This is a genomic window from Providencia sp. NPDC089933, from assembly GCF_049545585.1.
In the GTDB taxonomy this organism is placed as follows: domain Bacteria; phylum Pseudomonadota; class Gammaproteobacteria; order Enterobacterales; family Enterobacteriaceae; genus Providencia; species Providencia huashanensis.
Genome location: NZ_JBMWDT010000008.1, coordinates 38,668 through 60,064, shown reverse-complemented (window position 1 = coordinate 60,064; position 21,397 = coordinate 38,668). Strand labels below are relative to the sequence as shown.

The window sequence follows — 21,397 nt, the reverse complement described above, 5'->3', positions numbered from 1 at the left end:
GTTTAAAGAGTGCAACAGCAGCGTTCATCCTATTTGGGGCTGATATTAATTTTAGGTTTATTATCGATGCTAATGCCATTGGCTATCGATATGTACCTACCTAGCTTTCCGACGATGATGCATTATTTTAATGTAGATGAAGGGCGTATTCAGATGACGCTTAACAGCTACATTTTTGGTTTTGCTATTGGGCAACTATTCTATGGTCCGATGGCGGATAGCATTGGGCGTAAGCCAGTAATTTTAGGTGGTGTAATTGTCTTTGCTATTGCATCTGCTGCCTGTGCAATCACGGAATCCATTGAATCATTGATCTGGTTACGGTTCTTACATGGGTTTGCTGCTGCGGCTGCGAGTGTGGTGATTAACGCATTAATGCGCGATATGTTCACTCGTGACGAATTTTCAAGAAGCATGTCATTTGTGGTGTTAGTCATGACGATTGCACCATTATTAGCCCCGATCCTTGGGGGAGAACTAATGCGTTGGTTCTCATGGCATGCGATTTTTTGGAGCATTGCAATCGCAGCAGTGATAGCGGTTATTTTAGTGAGTTGTTTTGTGCGAGAGACACTACCTGCCGCTAAACGGCAGAAATTCCATGTCGGCACTACACTCAGGCAGTTTGCGACGTTATTTAGAGCTAAACAGGTTTTGTTCTATATATTAGCTAGCTCATTTTCTTTCGCTGGCATGTTCTCGTTCTTAAATGCGGGCGCATTTGTTTATATTGATTTAAATGGCGTGTCACCGCAGCATTTTGGCTACTATTTTGGTATCAATATTATTTTTCTATTTATTATGACCACAATAAATAGCCGCTACGTTAGGCATTTTGGCGCGGAAAAAATGCTGTACTTTGGCATTATTATCCAATTTGTGATGGGGTTATGGTTGTTAGCGACGACTGCTTTTGCGCTGGATTTTTGGACTCTAGTCATTGGTGTGGCCATTTATGTTAGTGGGATAGCGATGATCACATCAAACGCAATGGCTGTTATCTTGGATAATTACCCACATATAGCAGGGACTGTCTCCTCCTTAGCTGGAACCATTCGTTTTTCAATTGGGGCTCTGGTCGGAACATTGTTATCTTTGATACCCGCTAAAAATGCATGGCCAATGGTTGGGTCAATGGTGGCTTGTGTTGCATTATCCATGCTATTTGTTTTATTGGCGAAAAGAACAAAGTAATTTCATTAATTTTTCAGTTTCACGGATGAAACTGAAAATGTCATAGATGTCTATCCTTCCTTTTGTCCGATTATTCCGAATTGATTCAGTTCACCCCATAAGATACAGCTATTCTCAATGTTTATAGCTACCTTTAATTCGTTAAAAACGAATAGTAAAGTAGGGGGATTAAAATATTTGGTGAAAAATGATCTAAATCAATTACCGTTAGTAGGTAATTTGTTAAATTTATGTTTTTTATCACACCGTATTCTTTGCTGTAACAAGTTGGCAAAAATTTGTGCGTACTTCAAAAAATAGCTTAGTTATTGCGGTTTTTATGTCAAAGATGTAAAAAAAAGTTAGGTGTTTTGTGGTGAATGTTGAGTTCAAATATCAAAAAAAATTTAATATTTAATTAATTTACCATAAAAATTGATGTGCAATGATTTGTGTCACAAAAATTTAACGACATGTTGTATTTTTAATGTTATATTTAGGTTTTAGAATTTAACATTACTGTTACTTTTGTGGTTGTTAAAAACTCGGTTTGAACGATGAGTTAGTTTAAAGAGGGTTTTATTCACGTTTAAATAGTATATAAGCGTAATAGGGTTGGTTCGATCCTCGTGTTAGGTCTAGTGGGGCGGTAACCCCCGGGTCACTTGGCTAAATACTAAAATGTTTTAATAGGATATCTTTGTGGAAAAATCAGGTCTTTCGGTGGTGCACAGGCTACCGCAAAGCTACCGCTGGTTATCAGGCAAAATAGGGACTGATGTTGAAGTCGTACCTATGAATGATGTCGATAGCGATAAGCTTGTGGGGCTAAAATTACTTAGTCATGACTGTGCAACAGATTGTATTGCGATGCAGCAGTTATCTGAGTCGTTATCGGATATGCAAATTGCTAATGCTGTTTTGGAGTGGCAGAAAGAAGTGTGCTTGTTCATTCACGCAAATGATGAATTAGCAGCTATGTGTCGTTTGAAAGCCTCTGGTGTGGCTATTGCAGAGCTATCATCTGGTTTTTATTGTGCTTAATTTGAGTGCAAATAAATATATATGGGTTATTTATTGATTTACGTTATTGCTAATGTATCGGTGATAGACGGTGGCGATTTGCTCTGCTGCTAAGTTGCTTTACTAAAATACAGACTGATATTATTAGGCACTTTTGCGTACAGCGTCTCTCATTTTTTTGATGGCGTTAAATAACAACCGCTAGGCTCAGAAATTAAATATGAATTACCAATAAAAAAGCTTCCAGTATCTGTTACTTGGAAGCTTTTTTATTGGTAAGGGGATAAGGTATGGCAGAAAGTTAGGACCCGTTAATGATCCGACGGCTAGCGTAGTACCTTTTGCTCCAGTAGGAATTCGTCATTTCAGAAACAATAACGCCACTGCTTGTGGAGGCGTGAACAAATTTTTCATCGCCGATATAGATCCCAACATGCTTCATTGTGCGACCTGTTTTAAATAAAACGATATCGCCAACTTTTAAATTATTACGTTTTACGCTTTTACCCGAGTACTCTTGTTCTGAGGTTGTGCGAGGGAGTTCCACACCAAACTGTTCAAAAAATGTGCGCTGAACAAAGCTTGAACAATCCACACCTTTTTTGGTTGTGCCACCGAGGCGATAAGCAACACCTTTCCAGCTTGCATATTGGTTCATGATTTTGGATTTAGTGTCAACACTTTGTACTAGCTCTTCGAATTCATCTTGAGATGCCATAGTTAAAGAGTCCCCCGCGGAACCATTTAACATACGTACATCTGATTTAGCAGTATTTTGTGTATTCTTAGCTGACTTAGGATTGGTACATGCTGAGAGTGTCACGGCGATAGCAATTGCCGGTACAATGCGCCAAGCATAGCGCTTAAGTTTTTCAGATGTTAACATTCTTATATATATCCCTTACCATTTTTTTATCGCATTATCGTGTAAATAGACACGACAAAATAAAACCTATCCTTGTGAAAAACGCATTTGACGATAAGAGTGTGTTTTTCGCAAGAAATGTTTATGACAACAATTTATAGCAAACAACCCAAACTAGGTGTTGTACGCTTTAGCCATTTTCAATGACTTATTGAGTATAGAACAGATACCAATATTTACTAAAAGAATTTTACGTGAATTGGTAGCCTAACAAGCCTGAAAATAAACCTTAAAGAGCATACATAAACAAAGCCGAAATGGCGAGGCAATAGGTCTATAATTTACAAAACATTAGATAGAACTGCCTATTCACTATTGGTTTATGTGATTTCTATCATATGTAAGGGCATTTTGCGCGGTATTGCACCGTTTTGAGTAAATAAAGTATGAACTTGTTCACATTTTCTTACGTCTTGTTTCAGTCTATTTACGAAGTAAATGCCTAACATCCACCTCTAATGTAAAGAAGTTTAAATTTATCTAAGTTAGAAAGGTTTTTAGTCATCAAGTCATGCACTAATTATAGGTGGCCGTTAGGTGATTGACTTTAAAAAATCATAGCTACTGTTTATTTATCAGTATTCTGATAACAAAAAATACTTATATTGAAGTTTTGATTAATTTTAAATCTAAAAAATGAATGGTAGTAAGACAGGTATTGAAAACTATATTTTGATTTGAAATTCTCTATAAAGCCGATTTTCAAAATCTGCGAAACGACGATTTAATGTTGAACGCGCAATAGTGGTTGAAAAATAATCTAGGGGGATCAAATTGGCTGAACCAAGGTTATCAATAATAAAAAATTGGCCGTGAGGTTTATAGCCTAATTGATAAACAATATTATAAGTTTTTAGTGCCATTGTTGCTATGGCTTCTTCATAGATTGTTTTTTTAAATTGTTCATAGGCAATTCTCATATTTTTTTTATGTTTTAAAAGTATGTTTTTATTTTTTAGGTAATACTCTAATGTATGTGAAACATTCCCTGTTTTATCTTTAATGAGTTGGAAAACATACCCTAAGCCGAAATTAGTTTCTTGGGTTCCATAATAATGAGAAATAGTGTTGGTACTTAAACTTTTTTTATATAACCGCTTGTAATAGCGTATTTCTCGTAGCGTTTCTTTATCACTTCTCCCATTTAAATGCACTTTGATGCATAAATCATCATACTCTGGATGTTGATAGCAAGCACGTTGCCGACCCGCAGCTATCAACTGTTTGGGGGATAGGTAAATTTTAGTAGCAAGGTTTTTTTTCATATTAATAAATACTCATTTTATAAGTTAAATACAAAAATGATTTGTAAACAATAAATATGACGTTTTTTACAATATATAGGGCTGATTTTAATAGATAAAATTCTAAAGATGTTGCATTTCGTGTGGTAATAAAAAAGTCATTTAAATAGGTGATTTTATTTTGAGTAATAACGATTCAAAAAAATAAAAAACTACGACTATAAATGAAATCACTAATATTTCGTTGAGATTAGTATGTCGTCCTCAGTCACGCAGAGTGAAAAATATTTTAAGTATAAATAAATCACGAAAAGTGACGATAACTTAACTTTAAGAGGGCGATTCTTATGGATAACTCAGTAAAAAAAATTGTAGCGACTATTTTTACAGTAACAGTATTGGTTTCAAGTTTTTCGGCAGTAGCATCAAAAAATAGTGGGATGAAACGTGCTAGCTCTGGTGTCATTTTATTTACAGGAGCGATTGTCGCGCCACCTTGCATGATAGAAGCAACGCCTAAAAGTGTGATAACCAAATGTTGGAGTGATACTGGAGATGAAAAAACGACGTCTGTTGATATTCGAAAACTCAGAGGGCAAACAACACTACTTCCTAATTCAAAGGGAACTCAAGAGTTTAATTGGATAAACAAAGACCATACATTGGGAATCTATACGATTAAATATGATTAAACATGAGTGAAGCCGAAGAGCAGGTCGTTAGGAGGGGATAATGCTAAGTGATTGTGGCATATGCCTATGAACAATTAATTCATAGGCATATAAGGTCATAGGTTAGATAACATATTGTAATTAATCACAACGCCCCATATAACGGCGTTCAGGGATATGGATACGAATTTTTTCGCCACTCGATAAATACTCAGGAACTTGGATAGTAAGCCCTGTAGCCATAGTCGCAGGCTTAGTTCTGGCACTCGCTGATGCACCTTTAATGCTAGGTGTTGTTTCCATTATGACCATATCAACGGTTTGAGGAAGTTCTAAAGCCAAGACTTGACCTTCTATGGTAAGAACTTGCATTCCTGGCAAACCCTCTTCAGGGATGAACAATAGGTCTTCTTCAATATCTGATTTTTTGAACATGTAAGGTGTATAGTCTTCATTATCCATAAAAACATATTCATCACCGTCAATATAAGAAAAAGTCACTCCACGGCGTGTTAACGAAATCGTTTCTAAAATATCATCTCCTTTGAAACGTTCCTCAACTTTTTGGCCAGTTTTGATATCTGTAAAACGCATTTTATACAAGGTACTTGCGCCACGAGCACTAGGTGCTTGAATATCAATATCTTTTACAAGTAGTAATTTGCCATTATAGTTAACTGCTAAACCGCGTTTAATTTCATTGGCCTTGGCCATAAATAACCTTCTTTGGGATTGTCAAAAAGAGTGCGACAAAATTACTCGCAGATAAGCGATTAGGCAAGATGTTGCGGTTAATTTTCGGTGAAAAATTTTATGGGAAAGGGAATGGTGAATATTGCGTAAAAGCGATATTCACCAAAGGCCGTTAATAAATAGGGAGTAAACCAGCTAAAGATAGCAAATGTGCTACAGCATTAATCACACCAAATAAGATAACGAAAACAATAATAAATGTTCCACCAGGTGCTTTATAACTATTATTTGGATAGCGTACACGGCTCGCTTTTGCCATTAGAGCAGGGACAATTACCGCCCAGATGGTTGCTGCTAGCCCTGCAAAACCAATGGCATAAATAAAACCATTTGGAAAAATTAACGCAAGGATGGTAGGCGGTACAAAGGTGACTAAAACAGATTTGAAACGCCCTTGTTGATTGTCCTTAAATTTAAAGAAGTCTGCAATAAAATCAAATAAGCCAAGAGAGACACCTAAGAATGAGCTGGCTAACGCCATATAAGAAAACAAGTTTAGGAATTGTGAAATAAAACTGTTTTTCGTCGAGATATTCATTTGAGTCAACAGGGCATCAATATTATTGCCACTTTCTCTTATCTCAATAAAGGCAGAGCGTGGGATATTGCCTTGGATGGCATACTGCCACAAGATATAGATAACAACCGTAATAGTTGCTCCAAACACTAAACTCATGACTACACTGCGACTGTCTTTATTATAATATTTAACTAGCCCAGGTACATTGCCATGATAACCAAAAGAGGTTAATAAATAAGGTAATGCGGCGAGAGCGTAAGGTAAATACTGATGATCACTTTGTTCAACTTGGTTAAATAAAATGGCAGGAGATGCCGTTGAGATCATCCCACCAATTGACATGATAAATGTGATAACCATACCACCGATTAAAATAGTACTTAACCTATCTACAGCACGAGTAGAAAGCCAAACAATAAAAGCGACGATGAAAGCAAAAATAAAGCCTGCACCCGCTTGTGGAATTTGTATATGACCTGACAAGTTTGCGGTAATGATAGAACTACCCGCGGAAATGTAGGCGTAAGTCAGTATGTAGAGAACAAAGGTGACGGATAAGCTATTAATTGAATTCCAAGTTGTTCCCAACAGGTCTTTGACCATAGTGTGAAAACTGGCTCCAGCAGGGTAATTCATATTTGCTTCTAGGATCATTAACCCCGAAAGTAACATACAAATAAATGTATAGATTAATAGCACGACTGAGCCTGAAAACCATACACCTGAAGTCACCATTGGAATTGAAAACATACCCGCACCGACTGCAGTCCCTGCGATAATCATTGCACCACCCAAGATGGAAGGGCGTTTGTGTTGTGTTGTAGTATCAACGGCCATGGTGGCTCCTAATAGAATGTTTCACTGTACTAGCTAAATGATACGGTAAGCACATGACGTTGTAAATATGGTAAAGGCAATTAAATAGGAAAAAGCGAGTAATAAGAAAGAGATGAATAAAAAACGTACAAACAAAATCGTTTATACGTTAAAGGTTAATATTAGGCTTTATGGTGATAAAGATTCTGGTTTAGCCAAAGGTCAATGGCATTGCGGCTGGCTTCAAAGTGAGGCTCAGGTAATGCATCAGGTGAAACCCACATTAGGCTTTCACATTTGTCTGTTTCCATTATTTGAGGTGCAACTTCACCATTGTATTCAACATGCATACAGATAGAGACCGTATGCTTCCCTTCTTGTTGATAAGTTTGCAAGTTATTACTGATACCAAATACGGTTGGTGCTTGAATATCAATACCGATTTCTTCTTTTATTTCACGAATAGCGCAATGTTCGAAAGTTTCCCCAGGGTCAACATGACCCCCAAAAATTGACCAGTAAGGGGCATGTTTACTGCTGCGTTTACCCATGAGTATTTGCCCGTGCGAATTGGTGATGATCACACCGACACCGACGACGACGTTAACAGGCTCAGACATATTTTCTCCTGATTATTTTATTTTTTAGCGCGCTGATTTTGCCATGGTACAACAGAAAAACAAGCAGGGAAAAATACAAATATCACTGAAAACAATATGCTTTAATGTTATAACTATGATTATATTTTAAGATACGATAATCATGATAAGGGAGATTAGTGGTTATGACTCGCCGGGTTGCTACAATTACATTAAATCCTGCTTACGACCTTGTAGGGCTGTGTTCTACAATCGAAGTTGGTGAAGTCAATTTAGTCAAAACCGCTAGCCTCAATGCGGGTGGTAAAGGTGTAAACGTAGCGAAAGTGCTGCGTGATTTAGGCATTGATATCACAGTTAGTGGTTTTATGGGGAAGGATAACCAAGAAGAATTCCAACATTTTTTCAGTGAAAATGGGATGGCTAATCGTTTTAGTATGGTACCGGGACGTACACGTATTAATGTAAAACTTACTGAAAATAATGGGGAATCAACAGATTTTAATTTTTCAGGTTTTGATGTAAGTAAAGAGGATTGGAACCGCTTTTCTACAGAGTCATTAAATTGGCTAGGCCATTTTGATATGGTTGTCGTTAGCGGCAGTTTACCAAATGGTATTGACCCTGAAGAATTTACTCGTTGGATGACCAGACTTCGGCAATTATGCCCATGTATTATTTTTGATAGTAGCCGAGAGGCCTTGAAAGCCGGTCTTAAAGCATCACCTTGGTTAGTAAAACCGAATAGACATGAATTAGAGAGCTGGGTTGGTAGAAAACTTCCTGATTTAAAAGATGTTATTGCAGCAGCCCATGAATTACGTGATAAGGGCATTTCTCATGTTGTCATTTCATTAGGAGGAGAAGGGGCTTTGTGGGTAAATGCCTCAGGGTCTTGGTTGGCCAAACCACCTCATTGTGATGTGATAAGTACGGTAGGGGCTGGGGACTCAATGGTTGCTGGGCTTGCTTATGGTTTACTCAATGGGGAGTCGAGTGAGCATACATTACGTATGGCGACGGCTATTTCCGCGTTATCAGTTTCTCAGCCCGATGTTGGGCTAAAAAATCGTAATAAATTAGCGGATATGATGGCTAAAATTGAGATGAAATCATTGTAATTGGTGAAAAATAGCCAGTTCGCGGCATTAACAATGTGGTGTTTTCGATATTATAGTCAAGCTCTAGGGTTAACCTAGAGCTTAACAATAAAGTATTAGTTTTGTTGCTGAGATTTCAACCATGCAATTTCTTGCGGCCAAATATCTGGGTTGATCGTTTCTAAAATCAAAGGGATACCATCAAAACGCTTATCTTGCATAATGTAGGTGAATGGTGTGAAGCCAATATTTCCCTCACCTAAACTGTGATGGCGGTCAACACGGCTGGCGAATTCGCTTTTTGCATCATTAAGGTGCATTCCTTTCAGAAATTCAAAACCGACAATGTCAGAAAATTGTGTAAAGGTGTTATCGCAATCTTCAATCGTGCGTAAATCGTAACCTGCTGCGAACGCGTGGCAAGTGTCAATACAAACGCCAACACGGCTTTTATCTTTTACACCTTCAATAATTTTAGCTAAGTGAGTGAAGTCAAACCCCAAGTTAGTACCTTGCCCTGCCGTATTTTCAATAACAGCAGTGACACCTTCTGTTTCAGCAAGAGCAATATTAATCGACTCGGCAATTCGAGCTAAGCAGTCATCAACCTCAATTTTTTTTAAGTGGCTTCCAGGATGAAAGTTAAGTAAACCGATGCCTAATTGTTCACAACGTTGCATTTCATCAATAAATGCAACCCGTGATTTTTCCAAAGCTTCAAACTCTGGGTGACCTAAGTTTATTAAGTAACTGTCATGGGGGAGAATTTGCTGTTTGCCATAACCGTATTTTGTACAGTTATCTTTAAACTTGCGGATCACTTCTTCACTTAGTGGTGCGGCTTTCCACTGGCGTTGGTTTTTAGTGAATAACGCGAAAGCCGTTGCTTCGAGTTCATGGGCGCGAATAACAGCCTGATCAACGCCACCAGATGCGCTGACGTGTGCTCCAATATATTTCATTTTTGACTCCTTTTTGTGGGAGTATGCCATTAATAAGCTAATAAATGAAATCAACAAAAAAGCCACCGGTTAAGGTGGCTAATAATAAGAATATAAATCGTTAAAAGATATTTTGGATCATCACATTAATTAATAACCCACCCACAATTAACCAAACAAATAAAATCAATGCCATCAGTAACGGCTTAATACCTGCTTGGCGAATGGCACTAACATGGGTGGTTAAGCCTAATGCGACCATCGCCATTGCGAGTAAAATAGTATCTAATGCGATGATTTGTTGAACTAATACACTAGGCAATAAGTGTAATGAATTAAAACCTGCTACAACGATAAAGAATACAGCAAACCAAGGAATAGTAATTTTGCTTTTTTGGTTGCTTGCCGTTTGATTGTGGCTTGCTTTTCGACTCAAAAAGGCAGATAAAATAATTAAGAACGGTGCAAGCATCATGACACGGATCATTTTAGCGATCACGGATGCATTTTCTGCGTCAGTACCTATGGTGTGACCAGCAGCAACAACTTGTGCAACTTCATGAACCGTTGAGCCAATATAAATACCAAATGTTTCTTCAGTCGCAGGGAACCAACCAAAGTGGGCATTTAATTGGTACATCCAAGGGTAGACAAATATACAGATTGTCCCGAATATGACGACAGTTGAAACGGCAACCGCGACTTTACTTGCGGAGGCTTTTACCACCGGTTCAGTTGCCATGACTGCTGCAGCACCACAAATACTGCTTCCTGCACCAATCAGCAATGTTGTTTCTTCATCAAGACCGAATACTTTTTTACCCAGCCAATAAGCTAATAAGAATGTCGATGTTAATGTTAAGGCATCAATGATGACGCCTGTTGCACCTACATCAGTAATTTGCTGAAAAGTAAGACGGAACCCGTACAGAATGATCCCCGCTCGAAGGAAATAGTGCTTAGCAAATTTAATACCACTGTCACAAGATTTGCTCGCAACAGGATAAAAAGTATTACCAACAACGATGCCTAATAAGATAGCAAGGGTTAATGCACCTAAACCGATATCCATAAACCAAGGCTGTTCACCGAGGTAAATTGAGATAGCCGTTAAAATACCAGCTAAAATAATGCCAGGTATTAATTTAAAAATAGGATGCAGGCTATTTTGCTCTAAGCTGTTAGCTTCACTTTTATTCATGACAATGCTCTTCATTACCGCTTATAAGATTTGGTAATAAGCATATAATAAAATCAATAATAATTTAAATTCATTATTTGTGTATAATCTATCGAAAAAATTGATTATAAGTTTCTTCTGGAATATTGCTAATAAATCATTAATATTAACAATATTATTACAAATACTAAAAATCACGTTGGGGCTTACCTTTATGCGAATTACACTTAGGCAACTTGAGGTCTTCACGGAAGTATTAAAAAGTGGCTCCACGACGCAAGCATCTCAATTATTAGCACTTTCTCAATCTGCAGTAAGTGCGTCGCTAACGGATTTAGAAGGTCAATTAGGTGTTCAGCTATTTGACCGCGTGGGTAAACGACTTGTTACAAACGAGCACGGAAGGCTTTTATACCCTAAAGCATTAGCATTATTAGAACAAGGGTTAGAAGTCGAGCAATTATTTAAGAAAGAGATGGGCGCCGTGCGTCTCGCAGCAAGTACGACGATTGGCAACTATATGCTACCGGAAATTTTAGCGGGTTATCGTCATGACCACCCTGATATTCCTTTGGAACTGTTTATTAGTAATACAGAAGAAGTTATCAAAGGTGTCATGGAGTTTAGAGCCGATGTCGGTTTAATCGAGGGGGTTTGCCATAGCCCTGAGTTGATTTCTAAACCGTGGTTAAAAGATGGATTGGTTGTTTTTGCTTCACCACAAAACCCACTAGCAAATAAAAAAGTATCACTAAAAGATTTACAAGATGCTCCATGGATTTTGCGGGAAAGGGGCTCAGGGACAAGAGACGTTCTTGACCAACTATTATTTGCTCACCTTCCCGGGTTTCATATTTTAATGGAGCTTGGAAATTCAGAAGCGATTAAACATGCTGTTCGTTTCGGTATGGGGATCAGTTGTTTATCAAGGCGTGTTATTGAAGAACAATTGGAAAATGGTTCATTAGTGGAATTAGAAATAGAAGAACTGCAATTAGAAAGAACCTTATATTTGATTTACCATCGTCAAAAGCACCTTTCGAACGCGATTACTAATTTGCTAGCCTACTGTAATTAAAAATCCTCGTCATCTTTTAACTTGTCGCGTTGTTGGCTGCAATCGACTATCCAAGTCACATACTGGTGTATGCTCCTTGGATAGTCTCATTTGCTGTCTAGCGACAAGCCAAAATATTTAGAGGATTGCAATGAATGTGTTGTGATTGCGATAACGCGTTTTACTTATAATTTGCTACGGATTATGAAGGTATCTTATAACAGCAAAGAGTTGCTTAGTTCTGGCAGTCTATTTTGCTAGAATTCCTCCGATATTAGCTGAATAATAAAATACAGGGAACAAATGTCAGAACAACATACCAATACTATCTCGCAAGGCGGCCCACAAAAGCTACGCCGTGAATTAAAAGCACGCCACCTTGCGATGATTGCTATCGGGGGCTCAATCGGTACCGGTTTATTTGTCGCATCAGGTGCAACCGTTGCACAGGCAGGTCCTGGTGGGGCACTTCTTTCATACGCTATCATCGGTTTAATGGTTTATTTTTTAATGACCAGCTTAGGTGAGTTAGCTGCTTATATGCCAGTTTCAGGTTCATTTGCGACCTATGGTGCTAAGTATGTTGATGAAGGCTTTGGTTTCGCATTAGGTTGGAACTATTGGTATAACTGGGCGGTCACTATTGCGGTTGACCTTGTAGCAGCGCAATTAGTGATGACTTATTGGTTCCCAGATACCCCCGGCTGGATTTGGAGTGCAATATTCCTTGCTATTATTTTCTTGCTAAACTTTATTTCAGTTAAAGGGTTTGGTGAGGCTGAATATTGGTTCTCCTTAATTAAAGTCACTACCGTCATTATTTTTATTGTCGTGGGCGTGTTAATGATTTTCGGCATCATGAATGGTGCAGAAAATGCAGGATGGCATAATTGGGAAATCGGTGATGCACCTTTTGCTGGTGGCTTTTCAGCGATGATTGGTGTTGCAATGATTGTTGGTTTCTCCTTCCAAGGTACTGAACTAATCGGTATTGCTGCAGGGGAATCAAAAGATCCGGCAAAAAATATTCCAAAAGCGGTACGCAAGGTTTTCTGGCGTATTCTGTTATTTTACATTTTTGCAATTCTGATTATTAGTTTGATCATTCCTTATACCGACCCTAATTTATTGCGTAATGACGTTAAAGATATCAGTGTAAGTCCATTTACATTGGTATTTGAAAATGCAGGTTTACTCTCCGCAGCGGCAGTAATGAATGCCGTCATTTTAACCGCGGTTTTATCGGCGGGTAACTCAGGGATGTATGCATCCACCCGTATGTTGTATACCTTAGCGCGTGAAGGTAAAGCTCCGCGTATTTTTGCCCGCCTATCAAAAGGTGGCGTACCACGCTATGCTTTATTAGCTACAACAATTATTGCCGGTCTATGCTTTTTAAGTTCGATGTTCGGTAATCAAACCGTTTATTTATGGTTATTGAATACGTCGGGAATGACGGGTTTTATTGCATGGTTAGGAATTGCGATTAGCCATTATCGTTTCCGTAGAGGGTACATCGCACAAGGTAAAGATCTTAACGATTTACCATATCGCTCAGGCTTCTTCCCGGTCGGCCCTATTTTTGCATTTATTTTATGTTTAACGATTACGTTAGGTCAGAACTATCAAGCCTTCTTAGAAGATAGGATTGATTGGGTTGGGGTAACCGCGACTTATATCGGAATTCCGCTATTTTTAGCCATATGGTTTGGTTATAAAATTGCCAGAAAAACCACATTTATTCGCTATAAAGACATGAACTTTCCAAGTTACAAAGAAAATTTAGATAAATAAAATTCGTATCTTGTTTACTAAAATAGCACCTCCATTGAGGTGCTATTTTTTTATCACGCCAGAATAAAATGTTAGAAGTGCCAAATTAGCAGGTTAATTTGGCAAGATGCATAACTTTTCGATATGGCTCACACAATTTCATTGAGTTAAGTCATGTTAGATTCAATAATCGTATTGATAAGTATTCTTATTTGCTTTATTGTTACCGCAATAAAAAATTCAGTCAATGAGGTTGATGGTGGAGCTTAATACTATGTCGTCGGTAGCCAAGAAATCAGTAGCTAGGTCGGTAGTAAAAGGAATAAGTTTAGCATTATTAGTGAGTGCAAGTTTGAACTCGTGGGCCGCTACTGTAACTGATGTTGCAGGCCGTACTGTTGAAGTCCCTGATAATGTTAACCGTATCTTACTTGGCGAAGGGCGTTTATTTAGCGCTATAGCTCTCCTTGAAGGTGATAAACCCATTGAACGTATCGTAGGCTGGCAAGGGGATTTGCGTAAATTAGACCCGCAAACGTATGCGGTTTATAAAGCGAAATTTCCAGAAATTGATAATATTCCTCTAATTGGTAATACCAGTGCCGATAGTGTCAGTTCAGAAAAAGTATTAACACTAAATCCCGATATCGCCATTTTTGGTCTGTCAGGGCATGGTCCGGGCAAAAATAGTGAATTAGTGAACCAGTTAGAAAAAGCGGGTGTGCCTGTCATTTTTGTCGATTTCCGTGACAACCCATTGAAAAATACATTGCCGAGTATGCGTTTACTCGGTCAAGCGTTAAATCGGGAACAGGTAGCCAATAAATATATCGATTTTTATGAAAAAAACCAAAAGCTAGTCACCGATATTACCGCTAAAGTTCCGGAAGATAAAAAACCGACGGTGTTCATTGAATTAAGAGCCGGTGCTTTTGAAGATTGTTGTGGTACTGCAGGTGACGGTAACATGGGGAACTTTATTGACTTAGCGGGTGGGAAAAATATTGCTAAGGGGGTATTGCCCGGCGCATTAGGTACAATGAACCTTGAGAAGGTCATTGCATCAGACCCCAGTATTTATATCGCATCTGGTGTCAAAGCACCGGGTAGCAAAGATGTTGGTGTTCAATTAGGCGCTCAAGGTACTTTAATTGATGCGAAAGAAAGTCTAAAAAGGGTCACAGAACGTAAAGGCATTAATTCATTATCAGCCATTAAAGATAAGCAAGATTACGCTATCTGGCATAACTACTATAACTCTCCATACAATGTGATTGCGACACAAGTATTTGCTAAATGGTTTTATCCTGAGCAATTTGCGGATTTAGACCCGCAAAAAACACTTGAACAGCTGCACAGTGAGTTTCTCGCTGTAGAACCAAGTGGTGTATATTGGGTCAGCGAAAAGCAATGAGAGTAGGTGGGAATTAATGAGTATTACAAGTGAACCGATAGCAGCTGCAGAGCAAGCCATCAAACAAGCTGATAATGGTGTGAAGCAGCATTATCAAAATATGTTACGCCGTAGGCTAACATGGATTGGGGTTATTGTTGCTGCAATTTTATTATCTTTAATTATTGATTTTACGTTGGGCCCTTCGGGCTTATCTCTTGAACGATTGTGGCAAACCTTGGTAACACCAGAAACGGTGGATGCAGGGACTCGGGTTATTGTTTGGGATATTCGGTTGCCATATGCATTGATGGCTGTTGTTATCGGTATGTCATTAGGGCTTGCTGGGGCAGAGATGCAAACGATTTTAAACAACCCGCTGGCGAGCCCATTTACTTTAGGTGTATCAAATGCGGCGGCTTTTGGTGCTGCTCTAGCCATTGTTTCAGGTATCGCAATTCCAGGGGTGCCTGACCAATGGGTAATATCGGCAAATGCCTTTATTTTTGCACTACTAGCAGCGTTGATGCTAGATGCGGTTACCCGCTGGACTCGAGTTGCTACTTCCGGTGTGGTTTTATTTGGTATAGCTTTGGTATTTACATTTAATGCATTGGTTTCCATGATGCAATTTATTGCTACGGAAGATACCTTACAAGGGCTTGTTTTCTGGACGATGGGGAGCCTTTCAAAAGCGACATGGGTAAAACTGGGCGTGATGGCGCTAGTTTTCGCCTTAGTTTTCCCAATTGCGATGATGAGTTCATGGAAGTTAACGGCCTTAAGGCTCGGTGAGGATAGGGCTATTAGCTTCGGTATTGATGTCCGGCGGCTAAGGCTGACAACGTTATTGCGGATCAGTATTTTGTCTGCATTGGCGGTTGCGTTTGTTGGGCCGATTGCCTTTATTGGGCTGGTTGCACCACATATTGCCCGTTTGATATTTGGTGAAGATCACCGCTTTTATCTGCCAGCAAGTGCATTAATTGGAGCATTAATTTTATCGATGGCATCTATTGCCTCGAAGAACATTATTCCAGGTGTGATTATTCCTGTGGGTATTGTGACATCGTTAGTGGGTGTTCCGTTCTTCTTAAGTATTATTTTACGTCATCGGGGTAATGTATCATGAGTGGTTTGATTATTAACCAATTTAATGCAGGCTACCCAAAACGTGCAGTGATTGAAAACTTATCGACCGATATTTTACCCCGAGGAAAGATCACGGTATTACTTGGGCCAAATGGGAGTGGTAAATCAACATTATTACGCTCTTTAGCTGGCTTAAATAAGGCAACGGGGCAGTTATTATTGGACGGCTTGGATCTCACGCAGCAGAATTTTGCTCAACGTGCGCAAAATGTGGTGTATTTACCGCAAACATTACCTGCGGGGGTTCACTTATATGTTTTAGAGTCTGTGATTGTTGCTCAGCGTGCCTCGGGTGGTTTGAGTAATCAAAATAATAAAGACGAAGTCATGCATTTATTACGCCAACTTGGTATTGAACATTTGGCATTAAGTTATTTAGATCAACTTTCAGGTGGCCAAAAACAATTAGTCGGTTTGGCACAATCATTAATTCGTCAACCAAATTTATTATTATTGGACGAACCTTTAAGCGCTTTAGATTTAAATTATCAATATCATGTGATGGATTTAGTGGCAAAGGAAACTAAACGTCGAAATATAATTACCGTTGTGGTTGTTCATGATATTAATATTGCGTTAAGACATGCGGAACATGTATTAATGCTTAAGCAAGGGAAACTCATCGCACAGGGAGAGCCTGCTGAGGTTATCACGCCTGAAAGCCTTGCAGAGGTTTACGGTGTAAGAGGGCGTATTGAAAGGTGTTCGCAAGGGGTACCTCAAGTGTTAATTGATGGGCTAGTTGATAAATTAGCAAGTTAATACCGCACAATAAATGATGTGCTTGTGGCGTCGTGCGGCAAGCACATTAATAAAGAAAAAGGGGCAATATAAAAAAACAAACGAATTAAATATTAAGATTAATTACCCACAGGAAATTTAATTGATTTATAAATGGTTTTTTACCATGAATTTCTTATGGGTATTTAAATATCCAAATAATAAAAAGCGTTTTAAAATTTAATGCAATCAATGTGAGCAAATCAATTCATATATAAAAAAATATCTCTTGGAGAGTTGGGAATGGTTGTTTTTAATAAAAGAAAAGTTGCAATTAGCATAATTGCCGCTATCGCTGCGACACCTGCATTTGCTGATGACAGTAAAGATAAAATCTATGTAACGACTGCATCAGGTTATCAGCAAAAAATTGAAGATGCCCCAGCATCCATTTCAGTAGTAACGCGCGAACAACTTGAAACTAAAGCTTACCGTGATGTGACTGACGCTTTAAAAGATGTACCGGGTGTTTTAGTTACCGGTGGCGGCAGTAGCTCTGATATTAGCATTCGTGGTATGGATGCTAAATACACCATGATTTTAATCGATGGTAAACGTATTGATACACGCAGCACTCGCCCAAATAGTGATGGTTCTGGTATTGAACAAGGTTGGTTACCACCATTACCCGCCATTGAGCGTATTGAAGTAGTACGTGGCCCAATGTCATCGTTGTATGGTTCGGATGCGATGGGTGGGGTAATTAATATTATCACTCGCCGTGTTCAACAAGAGTGGACCACAAGTTTACGAGCGGATACTACACTAACTGAACGCAAAAATTCAGGTAATACAGGGCAAGGCAGCTTTTACACCTCAGGTCCATTAATTGATGGTTTACTTGGTGTGAAACTACAAGGCCAATATTCGCATCGTGGTGAAGATAAAATCATTAATGGTTTTAATCGCCAAATCATGGCGAGTGGTGGAGCAACGGTATCGTTGACTCCAGATGACAAAAATACCTTCGACGCAGAATTTAAACGTGATAACCAACATCGTGATGACCGTGAGGGTTATACCAGCAAAAGAGGCGACGGTAGCGGTTTTAGCAAATATGAGTTGACTCATATGGCATTAACCCATACGGGTATTTATGATATTGCATCAACAGATACCTATGTTCAATACGATGAGACAAAAAACCCAGGCCGTAAAATGACGGCAGAAGACCTTGTTTTCCGTAATCAAAGTGTCTTTTTATTGGGTGATCATAGTTTAAGCCTTGGTGGTCAATATCGTAAAGAGAAGTTGAAAGACGAAGGTAATAAATTTAAACAGTATAATAAGCTTGAACGATATAGCTGGGCGTTATTTGCAGAAGATGAATGGTTAATGACCAATGATTTTGCGTTAACCGGTGGTATTCGTATGGATAAAGACGAAAACTACGGTTCACACTGGACTCCACGTTTATATGGTGTGTGGCATGCTGATGAACAGTGGACAATTAAAGGTGGGGTAACTACAGGTTATAAAGCACCAAGCTTGCGTGAATCGTCCGCAAACTGGGGACAAGCAACAGGCGGTAGTGCAGGAAATGCCGTTATTTATGGTAATCCTGATTTAAAACCAGAGAAAAGTATTACTGAAGAAATAGGTGTTATTTGGAACAATCAGGATAATATTACTGCTGGGATAACTATCTATAACACTGACTTTAAAGATAAAATTACTGAAATTAGGCGTTGTGAAGAAAATAGTAGTACAGTAAGAGCATGTACAGTAGCTCAAGATGGTGAAGGTGACAAGCCTAACAAACCGTATCGTTTCATCAGCGATAAAGCGAACGTTGATAAAGCAAGAATGCGTGGTGTTGAACTCACCTTCAACTGGCGTATTGTGGATGATTTAAGCTTTGCAGCTAACTACACCTATACTGATACTGAACAAAAAAGTGGTGTAAATAAAGGTAAGCCATTAAATAAACAGCCTAAACATATGGCTAACTCCACATTGACATGGCAAACTACTGAAGATTTAGAAACATGGACGCGTATGAATTTCCGTGGTAAAACCTCTGAATACCAAGGTCGTGGACAAAAAATGTCAAGTGGTACAGCATCTTATGCTTTATTTGATTTAGGTGCGAGTTATCAGCTTAACAAGAACGCGAACATTGTTGGTGGTGTCTATAACGTATTAGATCGCCGAATCGATAATGCGACTTACGGTGCTGAATTAGAAGGCCGTCGTTACAATATCGGTATCAACTACAACTTCTAATCGTATAATTAATCTCGATTAATCCAAACCCTTTGGCTTCTACCAAAGGGTTTTTTGCTGATTAAAACCTGATTAAAACCTGATTAAAACCATAAGAAAAAAAAGTTATAAGCAGATAGGGCAAAAAGTCAGAAATAATCAAAATTTCTCATCGAAAATAGGGTGATTTGTTAACAATTTAACTTGCTATTTGTGGTTATGGCGTGCAAAATGCGCGAACTAAAAAATAACTGATGCTTAATCAAATGAAGCATCGGTTTTTTTGTTTTTAGGAACGTTCATTCTAGCGGGGCCGGACATAGAGCCGGAGAGATAATTTTAATATTTACGTGTAGCAAACATTTTACGCTACCGATTTGAGGAATGCTTTTATGGCTTACTTTTTCGCATTCGCAGCAGGGCCAGGCGCTGGCGGCTGCCGTATCGATGACTACGGGGCTCTCGGTGGCTTCGCTCACACGCCTTTCTCCCTTTCTTCGTTTTTCTCTGCCTATAGGCAGATGCAAAGTCTTCCCAGTAACTGTCGATTAAGCCGAAGTAGTATGCAATCGAAAGTTATGGGAGGGCTTGATAATGTCAAATAATACTCCAATTCCATTAGACATTGGTCACAACCAAACCGGTGCGAATAATCGCGTACAACTTGCAAAAACGTTAACGCTTGTACAAGTGGTCATGATAGGTATCGCCTATATCCAACCGATGACCATCTTCGATACTTTCGGTATGGTATCAGATAAGACCGGTGGACACGTTCCAACTTCATACATTATTGCATTAGCGGCGATACTGTTTACGGCTCTGAGCTACGGTAAGCTGGTGAAACGCTTCCCATCTGCTGGCTCAGCGTATACTTATGCTCAAAAATCAATGAGCCCGCATATCGGCTTCTTGGTGGGCTGGACATCTTTGTTGTCCTACATTTTCATGCCAATGATTAACATATTATTGGCTAAAATTTATTTGCAAGACATTTTCCCCAATGTGGAGCCAGCGATATTTGTCGTTGGGCTGGTTATTTTAATGACCGCGGCTAACTTACGTGGTATCAACGTAATCGCCAACCTAAGTACAGTCATTGCGATTATCCAAATTGGGGTAATGGCCGTGTTTACAGGCTTAGTGATCCACGGTGTTTCAAATGGCGAGGGGTCGGGAGAAATTTGGACCTTTAACCCATTTGGTAATGAAAAAACTGAAATGATCCCATTGATAGCTGGGGCTACCATTTTGTGTTTTTCATTCTTAGGCTTTGACGGTTTAAGTTCATTGTCAGAAGAAACGCCAAACGCAGGTAAAGTGATCCCTCGTGCTATTTTCTTAACGGCACTTATTGGGGGGGTTATCTTTATTACGGTTTCCTTCTTCTTACAACAATATTTTCCAGACGTATCACGCTTTAAGAATATCAATGAAACTCAGCCAGATATTATGCGCTTTGTTGCTGGTGCATTCTTCCAGTCAATTATTTTGGTATTCTCATGCGTGACAGTATTAGCTTCAGGAATGGCAGCCCACGCAGGTAGTGCTCGTTTAATGTATGTAATGGGCCGCGATGGGGTATTCCCAGAAAAAGTTTTTGGCTATGTTAGTCCAACATGGCGTACACCGGCATATAACGTATTGATGGTCGGTTTCTTAGCGTTAGGGGCAATTTGGTTTGAAATGGATTTTGCGACCGCATTAATCAATTTCGGGGCATTAATAGCATTTACCTTTGTTAATATTTCTGTGATTAGCCAATTCTTTATCCGTGAACGTCGGATGACAGGCTTCAAAAATATTTTGAATTACTTAATTTTACCTGTTATAGGTACACTAACAGTGTGCGTTTTATGGTTAAATATTGAAGAAGATTCAATGGTTTATGGATTGATTTGGACAGCGGTTGGTTTAGTTTATATGGCTATACTGACTCGCATGTTTAAGAGACCGATGCCGCAGATGAGTGATATCTAGTTATTTTCTACTAATGGAATAGCGCCTTTTGGCGCTATTTTTGTTTCAATAATGTATGCAAGTTGTAACTTGTTATCGCGAATATTCTTATTGACTGATATACCCAACTCCT

The 21,397-nt window shown here is 38.9% G+C and carries 19 protein-coding genes; 12 read left to right on the top strand and 7 right to left on the bottom strand.

All coding sequences use genetic code 11. From position 1 onward, the window contains the following. The first annotated feature begins 9 nt into the window (after positions 1-9). Together ACPEH5_RS12645 and ACPEH5_RS12640 are read left to right on the top strand one after the other, a co-directional pair. On the top strand, positions 10-1,194 hold the full coding sequence (locus ACPEH5_RS12645) for a Bcr/CflA family multidrug efflux MFS transporter (RefSeq protein ID WP_042843402.1): 1,185 nt from the start codon (positions 10-12) through the stop codon (positions 1,192-1,194). Between the two features lie 681 nt (positions 1,195-1,875). After that, on the top strand, positions 1,876-2,217 hold the full coding sequence (locus ACPEH5_RS12640) for a hypothetical protein (protein WP_281110789.1): 342 nt from the start codon (positions 1,876-1,878) through the stop codon (positions 2,215-2,217). A gap of 280 nt (positions 2,218-2,497) precedes the next feature. On the opposite strand, the gene mepS is transcribed toward ACPEH5_RS12640, so the two are convergent. Together mepS and ACPEH5_RS12630 are read right to left on the bottom strand one after the other, a co-directional pair. Next, positions 2,498-3,082 (bottom strand): bifunctional murein DD-endopeptidase/murein LD-carboxypeptidase, encoded by a 585-nt coding sequence (mepS, locus tag ACPEH5_RS12635; protein WP_042843406.1) that lies wholly within the window; start codon positions 3,080-3,082, stop codon positions 2,498-2,500. Between the two features lie 704 nt (positions 3,083-3,786). Continuing rightward, positions 3,787-4,386, bottom strand: a complete 600-nt coding sequence (locus ACPEH5_RS12630; protein WP_042843407.1) for a YrbL family protein — start codon at positions 4,384-4,386, stop codon at positions 3,787-3,789. 326 nt (positions 4,387-4,712) lie between these two features. Here ACPEH5_RS12630 and ACPEH5_RS12625 point away from each other — a divergent pair, with 326 nt between their 5' ends. Further along, the gene (locus ACPEH5_RS12625; RefSeq protein WP_042843408.1) at positions 4,713-5,057 is read left to right on the top strand and encodes a hypothetical protein; all 345 of its coding nucleotides are present in this window, start codon (positions 4,713-4,715) and stop codon (positions 5,055-5,057) included. 120 nt (positions 5,058-5,177) lie between these two features. On the opposite strand, the gene yeiP is transcribed toward ACPEH5_RS12625, so the two are convergent. From yeiP to ACPEH5_RS12610, 3 genes are all read right to left on the bottom strand, one after another. After that, the gene (gene yeiP / locus ACPEH5_RS12620; RefSeq protein WP_042843409.1) at positions 5,178-5,750 is read right to left on the bottom strand and encodes an elongation factor P-like protein YeiP; all 573 of its coding nucleotides are present in this window, start codon (positions 5,748-5,750) and stop codon (positions 5,178-5,180) included. A gap of 151 nt (positions 5,751-5,901) precedes the next feature. Beyond that, positions 5,902-7,146, bottom strand: coding sequence for a tryptophan permease (gene mtr, locus ACPEH5_RS12615; RefSeq protein WP_042843410.1), 1,245 nt, complete (start codon positions 7,144-7,146; stop codon positions 5,902-5,904). Between the two features lie 161 nt (positions 7,147-7,307). Beyond that, positions 7,308-7,745, bottom strand: a complete 438-nt coding sequence (locus ACPEH5_RS12610) for a nucleotide triphosphate diphosphatase NUDT15 (protein WP_129466077.1) — start codon at positions 7,743-7,745, stop codon at positions 7,308-7,310. A 164-nt stretch (positions 7,746-7,909) separates the two neighbouring features. On the opposite strand from ACPEH5_RS12610, the gene fruK reads away from it, so the two are divergent. Continuing rightward, positions 7,910-8,845 carry a 1-phosphofructokinase gene (fruK, locus tag ACPEH5_RS12605; RefSeq protein ID WP_217008476.1) on the top strand — a complete coding sequence of 312 codons (936 nt, stop codon included), beginning with the start codon at positions 7,910-7,912 and terminating at the stop codon, positions 8,843-8,845. 95 nt (positions 8,846-8,940) lie between these two features. On the opposite strand, the gene nfo is transcribed toward fruK, so the two are convergent. Both nfo and ACPEH5_RS12595 read right to left on the bottom strand, forming a co-directional pair. Further along, the gene (gene nfo / locus ACPEH5_RS12600) at positions 8,941-9,786 is read right to left on the bottom strand and encodes a deoxyribonuclease IV (protein ID WP_042843412.1); all 846 of its coding nucleotides are present in this window, start codon (positions 9,784-9,786) and stop codon (positions 8,941-8,943) included. A gap of 100 nt (positions 9,787-9,886) precedes the next feature. Continuing rightward, positions 9,887-10,966: a YeiH family protein gene (locus tag ACPEH5_RS12595; RefSeq protein ID WP_048607451.1), complete on the bottom strand. Its 1,080-nt coding sequence runs from the start codon at positions 10,964-10,966 to the stop codon at positions 9,887-9,889. 193 nt (positions 10,967-11,159) lie between these two features. On the opposite strand from ACPEH5_RS12595, the gene yieE reads away from it, so the two are divergent. The 8 genes from yieE to ACPEH5_RS12555 all read left to right on the top strand — a co-directional run bounded on the left by yieE (position 11,160) and on the right by ACPEH5_RS12555 (position 21,285). Beyond that, entirely contained in the window at positions 11,160-12,023 is an 864-nt protein-coding gene (gene yieE / locus ACPEH5_RS12590) for a DNA-binding transcriptional regulator YeiE (protein ID WP_042843414.1), read from the top strand. Positions 12,024-12,305: 282 nt separating this feature from the next. Continuing rightward, positions 12,306-13,796, top strand: a complete 1,491-nt coding sequence (locus ACPEH5_RS12585; protein WP_071548173.1) for an amino acid permease — start codon at positions 12,306-12,308, stop codon at positions 13,794-13,796. Between the two features lie 253 nt (positions 13,797-14,049). Continuing rightward, positions 14,050-15,189 (top strand): ABC transporter substrate-binding protein, encoded by a 1,140-nt coding sequence (locus ACPEH5_RS12580; RefSeq protein WP_042843416.1) that lies wholly within the window; start codon positions 14,050-14,052, stop codon positions 15,187-15,189. A gap of 100 nt (positions 15,190-15,289) precedes the next feature. After that, positions 15,290-16,300, top strand: a complete 1,011-nt coding sequence (locus tag ACPEH5_RS12575) for a FecCD family ABC transporter permease (RefSeq protein ID WP_370661204.1) — start codon at positions 15,290-15,292, stop codon at positions 16,298-16,300. Continuing rightward, positions 16,294-17,082 carry an ABC transporter ATP-binding protein gene (locus ACPEH5_RS12570; RefSeq protein ID WP_094301210.1) on the top strand — a complete coding sequence of 263 codons (789 nt, stop codon included), beginning with the start codon at positions 16,294-16,296 and terminating at the stop codon, positions 17,080-17,082. The genes ACPEH5_RS12575 and ACPEH5_RS12570 overlap by 7 nt, the downstream gene beginning before the upstream one ends. Before the next feature lie 261 nt (positions 17,083-17,343). Next, the gene (locus ACPEH5_RS12565) at positions 17,344-19,326 is read left to right on the top strand and encodes a ligand-gated channel protein (protein WP_071548172.1); all 1,983 of its coding nucleotides are present in this window, start codon (positions 17,344-17,346) and stop codon (positions 19,324-19,326) included. A gap of 371 nt (positions 19,327-19,697) precedes the next feature. After that, positions 19,698-19,910 (top strand): hypothetical protein, encoded by a 213-nt coding sequence (locus ACPEH5_RS12560; RefSeq protein ID WP_042843419.1) that lies wholly within the window; start codon positions 19,698-19,700, stop codon positions 19,908-19,910. After that, positions 19,900-21,285: an APC family permease gene (locus tag ACPEH5_RS12555; protein WP_042843420.1), complete on the top strand. Its 1,386-nt coding sequence runs from the start codon at positions 19,900-19,902 to the stop codon at positions 21,283-21,285. Before ACPEH5_RS12560 ends, ACPEH5_RS12555 begins: the two co-directional genes overlap by 11 nt. The last annotated feature ends 112 nt before the right edge of the window (positions 21,286-21,397 follow it).